Below are 17,317 nucleotides of genomic sequence, written 5' to 3'. Positions count from 1 at the left end.
GATACGACCCGCTCGGCCTTAATCGGACCGGCCGTCCAGCCGGTCGGGGCCCGCTCATCGACGCCCACCCAGCTTCGAGATGGCCGAGAACGCTTTCTTCCGGACGATGTCGTGGTCCGTCTCGTCGATGAGTTTGTCGAGGACCTTTCGAGAGCGCTCGCCGCCGACCTTCCCCAGCGTGAAGATGGCCTGCCCGCGAACCTCGGGGTCGACGCTGTCGTCCTGGACGAGTTTCAGCAGGCGGCGTTCGACCATGTTGTCCTCGCCGCCGAGTTCGGCGAGGCTCGTCGCGGCGAACTGCCGGAGCATCTGCCCGTCGTCGGCCAGTGCGCTCACGAGGGCGTCGATGACGCGGTCCCGTTCCGCCTCGCTGGTCGCCCGGCCCAGCAACCACGCGGTGTTCCGCCGCTGGGCGTCCTGCGTACTTTCTTCGAGTATCTCGACCAGCGGGACGACGACGCTGCGGTCGTCCGTATTCGAGAGCTTTTCGACCACCGTCTCGCGGATGTCGTGGCTCTGTTCGGTCGGAACGTTCGAGAGCAGTTCGACGAGCGAGTAGACGGCCGTTCGACGGACCCCGGCCGAGTCGTCCGACAGCGCCTCGACCAGATAGTCGACCGGGCGGTCGTTCTCGAAGTTCCCGAACGCGCCGACGGCGATGCGCCGGACCTGTTGGTTGTCGTCCTCGTACATCGGGAGCAAGGCCTGTAGGGCCTGTCTGTTCCCGATGTTGCCCAGCGCCTCGGCGGCCTCCCGACGTACCGCGACTTTCGGGTCTGTCAGCAGCGACTCCAGCGGGCCGGTCGCCCGCGAGTCACCGATCTTTCCCGCCGACCGGGCGGCCCGCGCCCGTACGCGCGGGTCCGGGTCCTCGAAGCGCTCTGTGAGTTTCGGGACGGCGTCCGTCTGGTCGAGTCGGCCCAGACCGTTGGCGGCGGCCATCCGCAACTCCGGGACCTCGGCGTCGAGCGCCTGCATGAACGCCTTCGCCCGCACCCAGTCGGCGGCGTCGTCGTCGAGTTCGATGCCGGCCATCCCCCCGATGAGTTGCTCGATGGCGTCGCCGCCGAGTTCGTCGAGCGAGTCGATAGCCGCCGCCGTGACGGCGTCGTTGTCGGTCTGTACGGCCTGTACGAGCGCGCTGACCACGTCTTTGCGGTCGTCGTGGTCCGGGAAGTTGCCGAGCAACTCCGCGGCGCGAACGGTCACTCGCTCGTTGTCGCTCTCTCGAAGCAGACGGATGAGTTCCTGTACCTCGCCGTCGCGTTCGAGTTCGTAGAGGCTCATACCCGTCGGTAGATGCGGTGTTGTTTATCGACCGGTTCGAACGCGTCCCGACACTCCGTGGGCAGCGTCTCGGTCATCCCGATCATCAGGTAACCGCCCTCTCGTAGCGACCCGCGGATGGTCTCGAAGATGGGGACCTTGTACTCGGTGTCGATGTAGATGAGCAGGTTCCGGCAGAACACGAGGTCGAAGTCCCGTTTCGGGTCCCCACGGATGAGGTCGTGTTGCTGGAACGTCACCATGTCCGTCACGTTGTCACGGACCCGGAACGTGTTGCCGTCCTCCTCGACGTACTCGCTGTAGTCATCAAGCGGCGCGAGTTCCTCGGCGATGTCCGTCGTCTGTGACGTCTCGTAGGTGCCGCGTCTGGCCTCCCGAAGGATGTCGGCGTTGATGTCGGTCCCGGTTATCTCGATGCGACTGTCGTCCACTTCGGGATCGTCGAGCGCCAGCATCGCCGCCGAGTACGGTTCACGACCGTCGGCGCTCGGCGCGGACCAGAGTCGCACTCGCCGGTTCTCGGCGGTCAGGTCGCGCAGGACCGGCCGCAGGTGCTCCCACGCCTCCGGGTTCCGGAAGAACCCGGTGACGTTGATAGACAGCGAGTCGAGCAACTGCTCGCGCTCGCCGTCGTCGCGTTCGAGGAGGCGCTTGTACTCCCGGTAGGTCTCCGTGTCGGTCCGGCGCATCCGCGCGGTGATACGTCGGTCGAGGTACGCGTCGTTGTAGAATCCCGACTCGAAGTCCATCTCCGACCCGATGAACTCAAGCAGGCGGTGAAACTGGCGGTCGTTGCCTTTGCTCATAGGGTCACCACGTCGAGGATGTGGACGATGTTGCCGTCGCCCAGCACGGCCGTCCCGGAGAGGCCGGGCGTTCCGGAGAGGATCCCCTCGAGGGGTTTGACGACGACCTCCTCCTGACTGTTGACCGAGTCACAGTGCAGCGCAACCTGTCGCTCGGACTCCCGGATGCGAATCAGCATGCCGTCACCGTTCGCCGTCTCTCCCGGGACGTCGAACGTATCGTCGAGATGGATGACGGGGTAGATGTCGTCGTTGTGCTTGATGACTTCCTTGCCATTGACCCGTTTGGTCGCGTCCGTCGCGGTGATCTCGTCGACGTTCTTGATGGGAACGCCGTACTCCTCGTCGCCCACTTCGACGAACAGCACCTTCACGATAGCCATCGTCACGGGGAGGCGGAGTGCGACCGTCGTCCCTTCGCCCTCGGTGGACTCGACGTTGACAGAGCCGTCGAGTTGCGTGACGGTGTCGTGGACGACGTCCATCCCGACCCCGCGACCGCTGGTGTCGGTCACCTCGTCGGCCGTCGAGAACCCGGGGTGGAAGACGAGGTCGTAGATGGCCGAGTCGTCCATCGCCTCTATCTCCTCGGGTGAGCGGACGCCCTTCTCGATGGCTTTCTGCTTGATGCCCTCGACGTCGAGGCCCGCACCGTCGTCCTCGACTTCGATGATGACGTGGTCCCGTTCCCGGGTGGCCCGGAGCGTGATGTGGCCGGTGGCGGGCTTGCCTGCCGCCTCACGCTCTGCCGGTGGTTCGATGCCGTGGTCCACCGAGTTTCGCAGGATGTGCATCAGCGGGTCCGAGATCTCGGTGAGGATGGTCCGGTCGAGTTCGATGTCCTCGCCCTCTATTTCGAACTCGACGTCCTTATCGAGTTCGCGGGCGAGGTCACGGACCAGTCGCGGGAACTTCCCGACCACTTTCTTCAGCGGAATGAGCCGCATGTCCATCACCGTGTTCTGGAGGTTCGCCGTGATCTTGTCCAGTTCGTTCAGCGTCTCGCCTGCCGAGTCGACGTCTTCCTGTTCGACCGAGCGGCGGAGCTTGATACGGCTGGTCACCAGTTGCTCGACCAGTCCGTGCAGGTCGTCCAACTGGTCGACGTCCACTCGGACGGACTTGATCTCGTCGACACTGTGTTCTTCGTCCTCCGTCGCGGCGGGGTTCAGGTCGGTGTCGGTACCTGCCTCGGTCGTGGCCTCGCCGGCCGGTTCGAACCTGTCTGTCACGTCGGTCGCGGTGAAGGTGTCGACCTTGCCGAGAGTCCCCAGTTCCGCATCGACCGTCGAGGCGTCGGCGGCGTCGAGATAGAGGTCGAACGTCTCCTCGAACTCGCCGTCCTCGACGCTCGGTCGCTCGGGGTCCGAGGCGAGGATGTCGAAGACGTCCTCGATGGCCTCCAGTGCCAGCATCGCGTCCACGCCGAGCATGTCGGAGTCGCCGACGCTGACCGAGACGTGGACGACTTGCCCGTCGGCCGCACTCGGGTCGAGGTCGATGTCGGTCGGCGCGATGTCGGTGGCGTCGCCGCTGTCGTCCGTCTCGGTGGTCTCGCCCCCGGCCGCCGTTTCGCCGGCGGCCTCGGCGCCCTCTTCGAGGACGGACCGCAGTTCGGTCACCATCTCGTCGGTCTGGGTCTGTGACTCGCCGTCGGCCTCTATCTCTTTGACGATGACCTCTATCTGGTCGACACCGGCGAAGACGAGGTCCATCACGTCCGGCGTGACCTCCATCTCGCCTTGCCGCATCGCGTCTAGGAGGTCCTCCATCGCGTGGGCGAGATTCGCCGCGTCGTCGAACCCCATCGCGCCGAAGTTCCCCTTCAGCGTGTGTGCGGTCCGGAAGATAGCGTCCATCGCCTCCTCGTCGGAGGGGTCCGATTCCAGGTCGAGCAAAGAGTTGTTGAGTTCCGTTATCGCCTCCTCGCTCTCGCGGATGAATGCGTCGAGATACTGGTCGTCCATTATGAGGTCACCTCTGTCGTAATCGTATCTAAGATACCGTTCGCGATGTCGTCTATCGGGAGCACGTCGTCCACGCAGCCAGTCTCGACCGCTCGCTTTGGCATCCCGTAGACGGCCGACGTGGCTTCGTCCTGTGCGATGGTCCGGCCGCCCGCCGCTTTGATGCGCCGGATGCCGTCCGCACCGTCCTCGCCCATCCCCGTGAGGATGACGCCGACGAGGGGGTCGTCGATGACGTCGGCGGCCGTCGCCATCGTCACGTCGACGGCCGGTCGGACGCTGTTGACCGGGTCCTCCTGCGTCAGTTTCACCCGCAGGCGTCCGTTCCGGTAGTTCTTGATCTCCATGTGGCGGTCGCCAGCAGCGACGAGCGCTTCGCCCCCGCCGATTCGCGCCCCATCCGTCGCTTCCGTCACGTCGTAGTCGCTTCGCGCGTCGATGCGCTCTGCGAACCGGCCCGTGAACCCTTCCGGCATGTGCTGGACGACGAGGACTCTGAGGTCGGCCGACAGCGGCAGGGCCGACAGCACCTGTTCGACCATCTTCGGGCCGCCCGTCGAGGACCCGACGACGAGCGTCGGGTTCGCCGTGTACGACGCCGACTCGGGCCGAGACCGGTCGCGCTGTCGCGCCGTCGTCGTCGCCGACTGGCCGCTCCCGCCGACATCGACTTCGGCTACGGAGGAGACGATGTCGACGAGTTGGTCTTTCAGCCGGGACATCTCCATCGACACCTCGCCGCCGGGTTTGGTGAAGAAGTCGACCGCGCCCTTATCGAGCGCCTCGAAGGTGACGTCGGCGTTCTCGTCGGTGTGGGCCGACAGCATCAGGACCGGCGTCGGTCGCTCGGCCATGATTCGCTCTGTGGCCTCGATGCCGTTCATCTCGGGCATCTCGACGTCCATCGTCACGGCGTCGGGTTCGTGCTGTACGACTGCCTCGACGGCCTCCCGTCCGTTCCGGGCCTGTGCGACGACGTCGATCCCTCCCTCAGCTAAAATGTCGGAGATGACACTTCGCATGAAGTGGGAGTCGTCTGCGACGACTGCGCGCACACCACCGGCCATCGTCACACGGACTCCCGTGACGTGGGCGTCGTTTGCGGGCGGAGCATCTGCATTCCTGTGCCGTACTCCCGTTCGGCCCGAAATAAAGACTCCGCCCACGTAATCAAAGTTGATAGTCCAGCAGACATCTTTATACACACCTACCGACCACGTTCTGGTACTCCGGGACCCATGTCAGCACAGTCAGCCACGACCGGCCAGGTACTCGAGTTCGAACTTGGCGAGGAGACCTACTGCGTCAGCATCGATTACGTGACCGAAATCGTCGACGTCGGTGACCTCACACAGGTCCCCAACGCGCCGGCGCACGTAGAGGGGGTCATGGACCTCCGCGGTCGGACCACCTCTATCGTCGACCCGAAGACCGTCTTCGGTATCGACGACGACACCGACGGGAAGCGAATCATCGTCTTCGACCCGGCCATCGTCCAGAATCAGGGGGCGGCGGGATGGCTCGTCGACGAGGTGTTTCAGGTGGTCCAGATATCGCCCGAACAGGTCGATCAGTCCCCCGCCAACGACACGGGATCTATCCGTGGCGTGGTCAAGCGCGACGACGACTTCGTCATCTGGGTCGACCCGGCAATCGTCCACAGCGAGGGCTGAAAACCGCTATTCCCGGGCGTTCGTGAACAAGACTTTTTAACATCTGCGACACAGGCTTACACAACCTCCTTCCGACCCAGATACAATGATAGAGCAAACTAAAACGGGCATCGACGGCCTCGACGACATCCTCAACGGTGGTATCGTGACAAACTCGACGACCCTCATCAGCGGGAATCCAGGTGCCGGGAAGTCGATTCTCTGCCTCCAGTACCTCTACAACGGTGTCGAACAGTTCGACGAGAAGGGGATCTACCTCTCTTTCGAGGAGAACGAGTCCGACCTCCGGCAGGCCGCCGAATCGCTCGGGTTCGACAAGTGGCCCGAGTACGTCGATAACGGCGACATCAAGGTGTACGACAAGCAGGTACTGCTCCGCGAGAACGACTTCTCCTCGTCGCTGGAACTCCTCCTCGACGACCTAGAGGACGACGAGTACGACCGGCTAGTGTTGGACTCGCTGGCGATGTTCGAACTGTTCTTCGAGGACGAGACCGAAAAGCGGACCTACCTGCTGAAGTTCACCGACATCCTCCGCGAGAACGGACTGACGTCGCTCCTGACGAACGAGCAGGGGGCGGTCTTCCCCGATACGGAGATCGGGCTCGAGAACTACCTCACCGACGGGAACATCTACCTGATCCAGACGCCGACCGACACTGGTGTCAACCGCTACGTCTGGGTCGCGAAGATGCGAAAGCAGAACATCGAGACCGACATCTATCCGATGGAGATCGACTGGGGCGGGATCAAAGTCCATCAGAACGCCAGCGCGTTCTCGATGATGAGCGAAGAAGAGTCCCCGATATAGGGGTCGCTTAAGCCGTTATTATTGGGTGAAACGCCCGACTCAGGTCCCGTAGGCCGGCTCCTCTCCGTTTTCACGTTACTCGATCATTACGGCCGAACTCACGTAGTATCACCGGCGATAGTTTTATAAAAATCTAAATTCATGATTTGATAACGATGGCTTCAGCGGATCTTCTCCAGACGCTGGGGAACAAATACAGCGCCGAGATACTCGACGCTACCGACGAACCGGTCTCAGCGCAGGAGTTGAGCGACGAACTCGGTATCCCTATCGCCACCTGTTACCGCCGTATCGACGAACTCACCAAACACGACTTGTTGGAACTCCACGACAACATCCTCTCGGACGACCGGCGCCGAATCAAGGTGTACCGACGGAACGTCGACGAGGTCAGCGTGGACTTCGAGGAAGATCTGACGATCAACGTCGAAGAGCGCTCGGAAGTGACCAACAAACTCGACGAAGCGTGGCGGACGCTTTCGGACGGATAGCGTCTCTCGTCGGTTTTCTCCTGATTATCAGGACAGATATTTTAGAAGGTGGATTTAATAACGGGTTTCGCATAGCCGTACTCAGTGCCGATGATAGAACTCCTCTATGCCATCTCGACGCTCGTGTTTGTCGTTGCCGGCCTCACTATGGTCGGGATGGCGATGCGGGCGTACGTCCAGACGTCCCGGGAAGCGATGCTCCACCTCTCGCTGGGGTTCTCGCTGGCCGTCGCGGGTGCGGCCGCGACGATGATCAGTGCGTTCGTCAACGACTTCGAAGGGGTGCGCTCACTGCTTCTGGTCAACAGCGGGTTGACGACGTTCGGATATCTGTTCGTGATGTACAGCCTCGTCACCTACGAGTGACTAGAGTAACAATTGAAACGATTCACACACCGACCGCACCGCCGTCGTGCGGTCAGGTGTGCATCGATTTTCAATGGCTACTATCCCTGTCGACACACGCCAATCCGGTCGTGTTGACCGACCCTTTCTCGCCGTCGCTCGAATCAGGACTCTCGCGCACATGTGCGAGGAATTAATGACGCGTTTTCTACCGAGCTGCCGATGGTGGCGGGCGGATACTGGACCGAGCGTACGCTATCGACGGGGCGATTCAGAGGCGCCTACCCGTTCGTTCACAGACGTATTCACATCACGCCTCGGTCTGATATCGAGGGGATAAATTCGGGTAAACCGGATTTTCAGGGGCTGAATGCCCTGTTATCAGGATGGATATTTTGGGGGGAGGTATTATTACTGGTGAAAGATTGACTGTTGGTAGGGTCAGACAGGCCCGGAAATATCAATGTTCACGGAATTACGAAACGACGACGACCGCGGGCAGGTCGGTATCGGTACCCTCATCGTGTTCATCGCGATGGTGCTGGTCGCCGCGATCGCCGCGGGCGTCCTGATCAACACGGCCGGATTCCTCCAGAGCAGTGCCGAGGAGACCGGTCAACAGAGCAGTGACCAAGTGACCAACCGTCTCGAAGTGGTGAGTACGGTCGGGACCAACATCGACTCCAGCACGAAGGAAGTCGGGACCGTCGAAATCACGGTGAAGAAAGCGCCCGGTGCGGCGAACATCGACATCGGAAGCACGATCGCTCAGTGGGTCGACTCCTCTGGGTCGTACGATCTGACGCAGGGCGATACCGCCAACTCGACCAATTTCAACGTCTCGACCGTTCAGGACGACGACACGTCTATCACGGACAGTAACGTCCTGAACGATCCGTCCGACCGTGCCACGCTCCAGTTCGACTCGGCCGCACTCGACAGCGGGGGGAACGGCCTCGGTGAGGGTGCGACCGCGACGATCCAACTGAACACGCAGTCCGGTGGCACCACGACCGTCCGCCTGGTCGTTCCGGAGACCCTGTCCGGTAACTCCGCCGTCACGCTGTAAGCCGGCTACCATTTCTCTTTTCTCGATAGCGAACCCCCACCAGCCACGCGTCTCCTGACAGTGGCCCCTACCAGCGACGGAATTATACCACTCCCTCACGCACTAGTGCGTATGACCCCGGGGTCAGACGAACCGAATCCGGAAGACGGCAAGATACTCTCCCCGGAGGAACTGGATATCGCGGACGACGACCACGTCACGGAGATAGACGAAGGGCGATACGTCGTTTCACCGGACGTGCGGACCGACGACTCCTACGGCAATCAGGTATCCGCAGATTCCGACCCGGGCCCACAGCCTGTGCCGGACCCGGAACCCGAGACCCCGGAGTTCACCGACGCGAACGTCCACGAGTGGCTCGCCGAACAGATGGCCGACTCGAACAGCCGGTACGGTTTCGACGTGACGGCGAAGTTCGACGGCGACGTCGACCAGCAGCAGCTCGTCTCCAACGACATCGTCACCGCCTTCGAGAGTTTCATGCTCTGGTACGGCCGGCAGATGGACGGGTCGACGCCCGTCGAAGACGTGTTGGGCATCCTCCTTTCGGAGTCGAACGTGCCCGTGAAGTATCCGCCGGGGAGCTTCAAGGAGATGGTCCGGTCGACCGGTCTCTCCCCCGACGACAGCATCGCGGACCTCGTCGAAGCGGTCGAAGAGCGGGACGGTGCGGAGTTCTGAGCGGCGAGAGTTTTAACACCGGTGGGGGCGGTTCTCCGGCAGACGATGGTCCGACGGTATCTGGTGGCTGGTGTTGCACTCTTCGTCGTCGTCGTCTCGCTGTCGACGGGCCCGCTCGCGGGCAGCGACGTGACGGCCGAGCGAGTTTCCGACTTCGGTGAGGGGACCGCGACGGTGTCGTCGGTCCGCGCCGAGACGGCAGCTATCCGTGTCACGGACGGCCGATTCGGCACTGCGGTCGAGTATCTCCGGCCGCCGACGGCGACGGTCCACGTCGCGTCGGTCACCGGCCGGCCACGGCTGATCTATCTCGTCTCGGTGCCGGATATCGACGTCGACCTCGTTGAGACGACGGTCGTAGGAGGGCCGGGGACGTACCGACTCGTCCCTGAAGACGAGGGGCTGGCGCGTGGCACCGCAGCGGCGGAGACGTACGACGGCACCCTGACGGTCCGCGTCCAGAGTTTCACCGCCGACCGGACGGTCTATCGCGAGAACGTGACCGTGGAGGTGGCGACGTGAGCGACGGTGCCGCCGTGCGGCGGCGTCTCCGCACCCTCGCGCGCTGGGCGTTCGCCGACCGGTACGGACTGGTCCTGTGGCTGGGCCTGTTCTGCTGGTTCGGGCTGACGTGGCGCGTCGGCATCTTCCTCCAGGACACCTACGCCACGGCGAACACGCTGGTCGCACTCGCCGACGGCCAGTTACACGTCACGGAGATTCGCTACTCGCTCACGCTGGGGTCACAGCCCGGCCTCCACCGGGTCGACGGACTGCTGTACGGGCGCAACTACGGCCAACTCGCGCTGGCGGTGCCGCTGGTCTGGGCGCTTGAAGGGCTCGCCACGGTGGTCGACCCGCGGCTTCTCCTCGCCGGCTTGTGGGCCGGTTTCGGACTGGCGTTCGTCACGCAGGTCGGCCGACTCGACGGTGTGGACCGGGAGCGAACGGTCACCGTCGGTTCGATGACCGTCGCGCTCCTCTTTGCCGGGAGCGTCCTGACGGCGACGGATCTCGACCCGACCCGACTCGCGCTGGCGGCCTACCAGTTGTCGACGATAGCCGCGGCGGCGACGGCCGGACTCGTGCTGTACCGACTGGTCGCCGACTGGCACGGGCGACGAGTCGGTCTGGCCGCCGGCGCCGCACTCGGTCTCGCGACACCCGTCGGCTTCTGGGCGACCATCCCGAAACGACACACGCTGGTGGCTGCGTTGGTCCTCGCGGCGGTGTACGCCTTCGCCGTGAGCAGGCGGTCCGAGGGGCGGGCGGCGCTCCGAGCCAGAGCGGCGGCGTACGCGTTCGCCGGCGTGATAACGTGGGTCCACGCCTTCGAGGCGTTCTTCGTCGTGGGGGTCCTCGGCGTCGTGGACCTCCTGACGGCGCGGTCGAACCGCCCGCGAGACCTGCTGGTCGTCGGCCTCGTCCTCCTGCTGGCGGCGACGCCGATGCTGGCGACGAACTCCGCTATCTCCGGCAATCCCGCGGAACCGCCGCGCCTGCTACCGAACGTCGAGGGCGGTGGCGGTGTCGAGTTCTCGCCGGCCACAGACGGCGAAGCGAGCGGAAACGCGGGTGCTGGCGGTGAACGCGGCGGACCGGCGGACGGTACCGACTCCGGTGGCGAGGGTGCCAGCGGGGGACCCGATAGCTCGCCGCTCGGTACGGTACTGGACGCGACGGGGCCGATAGGCGAGTTCGCCGGCGGGGCGGTCGTCGACGGGGTCAGAACCCTCGACGACCCGGCCCGCCTCTCGAACGTCTTCGTCCGGAGCGGCCACATTCCGGGGGTCAAATACCGGCTCAACGAGTACGAGGTGATAGAACTCGCGTTGCTGGAGGCGACGCCGATACTCGGGACGCTGCTGGCGTTGCCGGTGCTCGTCGGCCGGCGGTTGGTCGGTACCGAGCGGCGGTCGCTCCGCCCGTCACAGCCACGACGTCTCTCGCCCCGACGCCAGACAGACCTCTTCGTCGTGGCACTCGCGGTGGTCCTGACCGTCATCTACCTCCCTCGCTTGCCGCTCTACAGTCAGTTGACGGTGCGGTACCTCCATCCGGTCGTCCCGCTCGCGGTGTACGGCGTCTGCCGGGTGCCCGCGGTTCGGACGGCCGTAACCGACGCGACCGGGTGGCTGATCCGGGCCTACGCCCTCAGTCTCCTGTTTGCAGTGGTCGTCGTCCTCGGCGGCATCGTAGGTCTCGGGCTGGCACTCGGGGAGGCCGTGCAGTATCACGCGCTGTGGAACCTCGCGGCGGCGGCCGTCTGTGCTATCGCAGTCGTCGGTCGGACGGCCGCGCCCACGCGGGTGTCTCCCCGTGCTGTCGCGGTCGGACTCGCACTGCCGGCCGGGTTCACGACGGCGTTGCTGGTGCTGTCGGGACTGGTGTACTTCGAGTACGGAGCCTACGCCTTCGACCTCGTCCGGGTCGTCGCTGACCTGTTGCCGACGCTGTGAGCGGGGCGACGACGAGCGTGCCGTCCGCCCGCAGTACACCGGTATCAGAGGCGATAATTTACGGGACACCTTTATTTAGCTCATCACGGTACTTCGTGTCGATAGGTCATGCCAGACGTACTGATTGCTGACGATTCGGAGTTTATGCGTAACCTCCTCCGGGAGATTCTCGAAGAGGACCACACTATCGTCGGAGAGGTCGAGAACGGCGTGGAGGCCGTCGAAGTGTACAAAGAAGAGACGCCGGACCTGGTGATGATGGACATCGTGATGCCCATCCGGGACGGTATCGAGGCGACCGACGAGATAAAGTCCAGTAACCCGGACGCGAACGTCATCATGTGTACGAGCGTCGGTCAGGAAGAGAAGATGAAAGAGGCGGTCAAGGCCGGCGCGGACGGGTACATCACGAAGCCGTTCCAGAAACCGAGCGTCATCGAGGCCATCGAAGACGTCGTCCCGACATAGATGAACGTCGACATCCAGTCGCTCGGCACGTTCAACCAACTCGCCCACGAGGGGGCCCAGCAGGCCACGCAGTCGCTGGCACAGATGACGGGTATCGACGCCGTCGTCGACGTGACCAAGATCACGCTGCTGGACCGGGCCGACGTCGGTGAGGGTCTCACCGGATCGGAGTTCGTCGGCGTCCAGTTCGGGTTCGAGGGGGCACTAGAGGGGGAGACGGTACTCGTCTTCGATACGGAGTCGGCAGACACCATCGCCGACTCCCTGATGCCGGGAGCGAGCGACGACCCGGCGATGGCCCAAAGCAGCGTCACAGAGATCGGCAACATCATGATGAGCGGGTTCATCGACGGGTGGGCCGACTACCTCGACTCGACCATCGACCACTCCCCGCCCGAGTACATCGAGAAGTCGGGCAAGGACGTGTTGCCCGAGGCACCGGAGTCCGACGAGCACCAGCAGGTGTTCGTCTTCAAGTCGGAGATAGAGTGGGTCGGCGAATCGGTCAACTTCTACATCTACATGCTCCCCGAGTACGAGCCGCTCGCGGAGATGATGATGGAACACGGTGACCCCGAGGCCGACGCTATCCCCATCGACAAACTCCAGACGTTCAACGAGATGACCACGAACGGCACGCAACAGGCCGCGGGCAACGTCGAGATGATGACGGGGATCCCGACGGACGCCGAAGTGACCGAAATCAGCTTCGCGCCGATAGAGGACGTGCCCAAACAGATCGGGACCGACACCTACGTCGGGACCGTCGTCGAGTTCACCGGCGTCCCGAGTGGCTACCTGATGGTGCTGTTCGACGAAGTGTCGGCGGTCAACGTCGCCGAGGCGATGATGCCCGTCGAGACGGACGGCGACAGCGTGACAGACCAGCACAAGGCTGCTATCGAGGAACTCGGCAACATCATGACCAGCGGGTTCGTCGACGGGTGGGCGAACGTGCTCCAGACGTCGGTCGACCACACGCCGCCGCGACTGGTCCACGACATGGGCCGGTCCATCGTCGACCCGCTCGCGGCACAGGTCGGCCAGCACCAGGAACACGCGTTCATCATCAACTCGACGATGCGGACCGACGACGTCGAGTTCAACGCGGAGATACACGCGTTACCGAACGAGAAGGAACTGCGAGAAGCGCTCGAAGACTTAGACGTCGAGCGTGCCGACGAGACCGAGGCGGACGTCGAACAGATATTCGAATAATGAAGGTGTACGACGGCAGCCAGACAGAGAGTGCCCAACAGAGCCAACCTGAGCGTATCAAAGTCGGCATCGCCGAGTATCGGGTGGCCACCGACTCGGCCGTGCTGACGACCAGCGGCCTGGGGTCCTGTATCGGCGTCGGCATCTACGACGAGGCGTCGGGTGTCGCCGGCCTCGTCCACGTCATGCTGCCGACGGCAGAGGACGTCGAAGGTGGTAACCGGGCGAAGTTCGCCGACACGGGCGTGGCGGCGCTCGTCGAGGCGCTCGAAGCCGAGGGTGCCTCGCGTGACGGCATGCGTGCGAAGATAGCCGGTGGGAGCGACATGCTCGACTTCTCGGAGAACGGTCCCTCTATCGGCTCTCGAAACGCCGATCAGGTCCGGGAAACGCTGACGGCGTTCGACATCCCGCTTCTCGGCGAAGACGTCGGTGGAGACCACGGCCGGTCGCTCAGGTTAGAGGCCGACACCGGCGACTTCGTGGTCAAGAGCGCGAACACCGAGTCGACGACGCTTTGATTTCGCTTCCTGATAGTGGGGGGCCACGGTAGCACGAACGTTGTCTGACGCCTGTCTGCCGGAAACGCGGACTTCAGACGCCTTCACGGTGGATCTCCACTCGAAACGAACCTCTGCCAAAGAGTGTGAGGGGTTAGACGAGAAATTTACGGCCAAAACGAGGAAATTATCGCCTTTATTATCAACTATGATAGGCTAGACGGAATATTCAAGGGCATTTGCGGCAATTGACAGAGACAATGAGTAGTCTCGCTCTCCTACCGACGCTGCAGGCACTGGCCCCGGACGTGGTCACGCTCGTGCCTGCGCTGCTCGTCGTCCTCTCCGGGGGCCTCGTCGGTATGAGCATCAAGAACATGTTCGACTCCATCATGTCGGACGACGAGAGCGACGACGGCGACGACGAGATGGCCGACGGCGGTGGGTTGATGGCCGAAGAGGGTGGCGGCGACGACCTCGGCGGCCTCGGCGGACTCGACGACGGCGGCGACGACATGGGCGGGTTCGGTGACGACGAGTTCGGCGACATGGAGGATGCGACCGGGCCGGACACCGACGAACTGGAACACCGAATCGACGAACTGGAAAACGAGGTCGGCAGCCTCTCCTCGACGGTCAACACGGTCCGTACGGAGAACGAATCTATCTCCGAATCGGTCGACGAAGTACAGGAGAACGTCCGGAAGTTACTCGACATCTACGAGATGGTCACCCGCGGGGTCAACCCCTTCGCCGACGACGTCGACGCCGGGATGGGCGGCGGCATGGGTGGCGGCGGGTCGTTCGGTCTGTTCGACGACGACGGCGATGACGAGGAGGAAGCGGACATCGACGACGACGTCGCCACCGCGGACGCCGAGGGCTTCTTCGACGAGGACCTCGTCGAGGACGACGGCGGTGGGATGTCGATGGACGACGGCGACGATATGTTCGGCGACGACGACTTCGGCGGAGACGACTTCGAGGACGACGGCGGGTCGTTCGACGAGGGATTCGACGATTTCGAGGAGGAAGACGACATGAGCATGGACGATGGACTCGACGTGGACGAGGGTGGTAGCGACGACAGCGAGGGCGGGAAGTCCTTCGCCGAACTGAAAGACGAGTACGAGTCGGGCGACGCCGACTGGGCCAGCGGCGACGAGGCCGACGACGAGGCGTCGATGGATGCGGACGAAGAGCTACTGGAAGACGACGACGGCGACGACCTGCTGGAAGACGACGACGGCGGCCTCGAAAACGACGACCTGTTCGACGAAGTCATCGAGGACGACGGGCTGGGCGACACCGACGACGAAACGGCCGAACCGACCGCCGACGCGGTCGAACCCGACCCGGAACCCGAGGTCACGCCCGATCCGGAGCCGGAACCGGAACCCGAGGTCACGCCCAATCCGGAGCCAGAGCCGGAACCCGAAGTTACGTCCGACCCGGAGCCAGAGCCGGAACCCGAAGTTACGTCCGACCCGGAACCGGAGCCGGAACCCGAAACGACGACTCAGGCGGACGCAGACGCCGACAGCGACGGCGGCAAACCGTACCTCCAGACGATGCCCGAGGGCTTTGCCGCTGACCTCATCGTCGTCGAGTGGCTGGAGTTCCTCGTCAGTCAGGCGGGCTACCGCGAGACGTCCCGTGCGATAGACTACTACGAGACCATCGGCTGGATAGACGCGTCCGTCGCCGACACCCTCTCGGAGTACCTCCGTGGGTTCGACGACGTAGACGATACCGGCAGTGGTCTCACCATCGACCACCACACCGAGAGCCTCCGCTACATCTCGCAGTTGGACGACGACAGCGGGGCCGACGCCGTCGCGCTCTCGAAACTCGTCGGAGGTGGTGCCGATGGGCTTCAGCGTTAGTGGCTCGGCGGCCCTCATCTTCGTCGCCATGTTCATCGGCTTCGGGATGTTCTACTCGGCGACGGCCAACGGCTTCGAGAACGTCAACGACGCCCGCGACGCACAGGCCGACCGGACGCTCGAACAGCAGAACACGGCCATCGACGTGACCGACGTGACCTACAACACGACGGCGGACTCGCTGAACGTCACCGTCGTCAACACGGGGTCGACGGACCTGACCGTCGCCGACGTGGACCTGCTGGCGAACAACGCCTATCTCATCGGCTACCGAACCGCCGTCGACGGCGACGAGACGACGGACATCTGGCTCCCCGAGGAGCAACTCGTCGTCAACGCCACGGGTCTGACGACGGACCCCGGCCGGGTGAAGATAGTCACCGGCCCCGGCGTCTCGGCCGTCGAGACGACGAAGGTGGTGAGCTAGATGGCGAGCGTCTCCGTCTCTCACCTCATCATCTTCATCGCGTCGATGATGATCGCGGCGAGCGTCGCCGGCGTGTTCACCGACAGCATCGGCCAGTTGAGCAACGCCGTCTCCGAACAGGGACTGGACGTCAGTCGCGACGTCCGGACCGACGTCGAAGTCATCTCCGACAGCGGCAGTAGCGCCGTCTACAACAGTGACGGCAACGAGAACGTCACGCTCCACGTCAAGAACACCGGGTCCGAACCACTCGGTGCCGACCCCGGACAGATGGACCTGTTCCTCGACGGGCAGTTCGTCTCGAACTTCGGGGTGACGCTGCTCGACGGTACCGACGGCGTCTGGCGACCCGGGACGGTGGTCCGCGTCGAGATAGCGACGTCCGGACTGTCGGCGGGTGACCACCGCGTCAAGATAATCGTCAACGGCGACGAGGAGGTGTTCAGGTTCCGAGCATGAGTCTCGCAAGTACCGACCTGTTCTCGCTGGGACTGGACGACCACGACCGACTGAACAAGGAACTGGGTGGCGGCATCCCGCCGGGCAGTATCATCCTCGTCGAGGGTGACTACGGGGCCGGCAAGTCCGCGATGAGCCAGCGGTTCACCTACGGCCTCTGTGAGGAAGGCCACGACGTGACCTACCTCTCGACGGAACTCACCGTCGGGAGTTTCTTAGACCAGATGCACTCGCTGTCCTACGACATGGTCGATCACATCCTCGACGAGAACGTCCTCTTTTTGCACGCGGACATCGGGGACTCGAATACGTTCTCCGGCGGCGACGAGGAACAGGAGCGAAAGGAACTGCTCCGCCGCCTGATGGAGGCGGAGGTGATGTGGGACGCCGACGTCGTCGTCATCGACACGTTCGACGCTATCCTCCGGAACGATCCGAAGTTCGAGGCGCTGGTCCGTCAGAACGATGAGCGACAGGCGGCCCTCGAAATCATCTCCTTTTTCAGGGACATCATCTCCGAGGGCAAGTGCATCATGCTCACCGTCGACCCCTCGACGCTGGACGAGGAGGCCATCGGCCCGTTCCGGGCCATCGCCGACGTGTTCATCGAACTGGAGATGATCGAAGTCGGCAACGATACGCGCCGGCAGATCAACGTCCTCCGCTTTGCCGGCATGGGCGAACAGGTCGGTGACACTATCGGGTTCTCGGTGCGGTCGGGGACCGGCATCGTCATCGAATCGCGGAGCGTCGCCTAAGAGGTGTTCTAA

19 protein-coding genes are annotated in these 17,317 nt (G+C 63.6%); 15 read left to right on the top strand and 4 right to left on the bottom strand.

The genetic code is table 11. The features are described from left to right. Window positions 1–54: 54 nt before the first annotated feature. Genes IEY28_RS15620 through IEY28_RS15605 form a run of 4 tightly spaced genes read right to left on the bottom strand, consistent with a single transcriptional unit; the run spans window position 55 to window position 5,127 of the window. The gene (locus IEY28_RS15620) at window positions 55–1,287 is read right to left on the bottom strand and encodes a HEAT repeat domain-containing protein (RefSeq protein ID WP_188999828.1); all 1,233 of its coding nucleotides are present in this window, start codon (window positions 1,285–1,287) and stop codon (window positions 55–57) included. Then, the gene (locus IEY28_RS15615; RefSeq protein WP_188999825.1) at window positions 1,284–2,093 is read right to left on the bottom strand and encodes a CheR family methyltransferase; all 810 of its coding nucleotides are present in this window, start codon (window positions 2,091–2,093) and stop codon (window positions 1,284–1,286) included. The genes IEY28_RS15620 and IEY28_RS15615 overlap by 4 nt, the downstream gene beginning before the upstream one ends. Then, window positions 2,090–4,060 (bottom strand): chemotaxis protein CheA, encoded by a 1,971-nt coding sequence (cheA, locus tag IEY28_RS15610; RefSeq protein WP_188999822.1) that lies wholly within the window; start codon window positions 4,058–4,060, stop codon window positions 2,090–2,092. Before cheA ends, IEY28_RS15615 begins: the two co-directional genes overlap by 4 nt. Continuing rightward, a complete protein-coding gene (locus tag IEY28_RS15605; protein WP_188999819.1) occupies window positions 4,060–5,127 on the bottom strand; it encodes a protein-glutamate methylesterase/protein-glutamine glutaminase in 1,068 nt (355 codons plus the stop codon). The genes cheA and IEY28_RS15605 overlap by 1 nt, the downstream gene beginning before the upstream one ends. A 171-nt stretch (window positions 5,128–5,298) precedes the next feature. Between IEY28_RS15605 and IEY28_RS15600 the strand changes: the two genes are divergently transcribed. From IEY28_RS15600 to arlH, 15 genes are all read left to right on the top strand, one after another. After that, the gene (locus IEY28_RS15600) at window positions 5,299–5,733 is read left to right on the top strand and encodes a chemotaxis protein CheW (protein ID WP_188999816.1); all 435 of its coding nucleotides are present in this window, start codon (window positions 5,299–5,301) and stop codon (window positions 5,731–5,733) included. A gap of 85 nt (window positions 5,734–5,818) precedes the next feature. Further along, window positions 5,819–6,544, top strand: coding sequence for an RAD55 family ATPase (locus IEY28_RS15595; protein ID WP_188999813.1), 726 nt, complete (start codon window positions 5,819–5,821; stop codon window positions 6,542–6,544). 155 nt (window positions 6,545–6,699) lie between these two features. Next, window positions 6,700–7,035: an ArsR/SmtB family transcription factor gene (locus IEY28_RS15590; RefSeq protein ID WP_166967864.1), complete on the top strand. Its 336-nt coding sequence runs from the start codon at window positions 6,700–6,702 to the stop codon at window positions 7,033–7,035. Between the two features lie 90 nt (window positions 7,036–7,125). Next, window positions 7,126–7,401, top strand: coding sequence for a DUF7521 family protein (locus IEY28_RS15585; protein ID WP_166972900.1), 276 nt, complete (start codon window positions 7,126–7,128; stop codon window positions 7,399–7,401). 442 nt (window positions 7,402–7,843) lie between these two features. After that, the gene (locus tag IEY28_RS15580; RefSeq protein WP_166967866.1) at window positions 7,844–8,449 is read left to right on the top strand and encodes an archaellin/type IV pilin N-terminal domain-containing protein; all 606 of its coding nucleotides are present in this window, start codon (window positions 7,844–7,846) and stop codon (window positions 8,447–8,449) included. Window positions 8,450–8,560: 111 nt separating this feature from the next. After that, window positions 8,561–9,130, top strand: coding sequence for a DUF7500 family protein (locus tag IEY28_RS15575; RefSeq protein WP_188999810.1), 570 nt, complete (start codon window positions 8,561–8,563; stop codon window positions 9,128–9,130). A gap of 63 nt (window positions 9,131–9,193) precedes the next feature. Then, entirely contained in the window at window positions 9,194–9,652 is a 459-nt protein-coding gene (locus IEY28_RS15570) for a hypothetical protein (RefSeq protein ID WP_229783165.1), read from the top strand. Beyond that, on the top strand, window positions 9,649–11,589 hold the full coding sequence (locus IEY28_RS15565; RefSeq protein ID WP_188999804.1) for a hypothetical protein: 1,941 nt from the start codon (window positions 9,649–9,651) through the stop codon (window positions 11,587–11,589). Before IEY28_RS15570 ends, IEY28_RS15565 begins: the two co-directional genes overlap by 4 nt. A gap of 108 nt (window positions 11,590–11,697) precedes the next feature. Next, window positions 11,698–12,057 (top strand): chemotaxis protein CheY, encoded by a 360-nt coding sequence (gene cheY, locus IEY28_RS15560; RefSeq protein WP_166967876.1) that lies wholly within the window; start codon window positions 11,698–11,700, stop codon window positions 12,055–12,057. After that, window positions 12,058–13,275 (top strand): chemotaxis protein CheC, encoded by a 1,218-nt coding sequence (locus IEY28_RS15555; RefSeq protein ID WP_188999801.1) that lies wholly within the window; start codon window positions 12,058–12,060, stop codon window positions 13,273–13,275. Next, the gene (locus IEY28_RS15550; RefSeq protein ID WP_188999797.1) at window positions 13,275–13,796 is read left to right on the top strand and encodes a chemotaxis protein CheD; all 522 of its coding nucleotides are present in this window, start codon (window positions 13,275–13,277) and stop codon (window positions 13,794–13,796) included. Before IEY28_RS15555 ends, IEY28_RS15550 begins: the two co-directional genes overlap by 1 nt. Window positions 13,797–14,035: 239 nt before the next feature. After that, window positions 14,036–15,661: a FlaD/FlaE family flagellar protein gene (locus IEY28_RS15545; protein ID WP_188999793.1), complete on the top strand. Its 1,626-nt coding sequence runs from the start codon at window positions 14,036–14,038 to the stop codon at window positions 15,659–15,661. Continuing rightward, a complete protein-coding gene (arlF, locus tag IEY28_RS15540) occupies window positions 15,645–16,088 on the top strand; it encodes an archaellum stator protein ArlF (protein ID WP_188999791.1) in 444 nt (147 codons plus the stop codon). The genes IEY28_RS15545 and arlF overlap by 17 nt, the downstream gene beginning before the upstream one ends. Continuing rightward, a complete protein-coding gene (gene arlG / locus IEY28_RS15535) occupies window positions 16,089–16,547 on the top strand; it encodes an archaellum stator protein ArlG (RefSeq protein WP_166967885.1) in 459 nt (152 codons plus the stop codon). Next, window positions 16,544–17,305 carry an archaellum protein ArlH gene (arlH, locus tag IEY28_RS15530; protein ID WP_188999788.1) on the top strand — a complete coding sequence of 254 codons (762 nt, stop codon included), beginning with the start codon at window positions 16,544–16,546 and terminating at the stop codon, window positions 17,303–17,305. Before arlG ends, arlH begins: the two co-directional genes overlap by 4 nt. Window positions 17,306–17,317: the final 12 nt, after the last annotated feature.

This window comes from Haloarcula pellucida (genome assembly GCF_014647235.1).
GTDB classification, from domain to species: domain Archaea; phylum Halobacteriota; class Halobacteria; order Halobacteriales; family Haloarculaceae; genus Haloarcula; species Haloarcula pellucida.
This window is presented reverse-complemented; position numbering and strand designations above follow the sequence as displayed.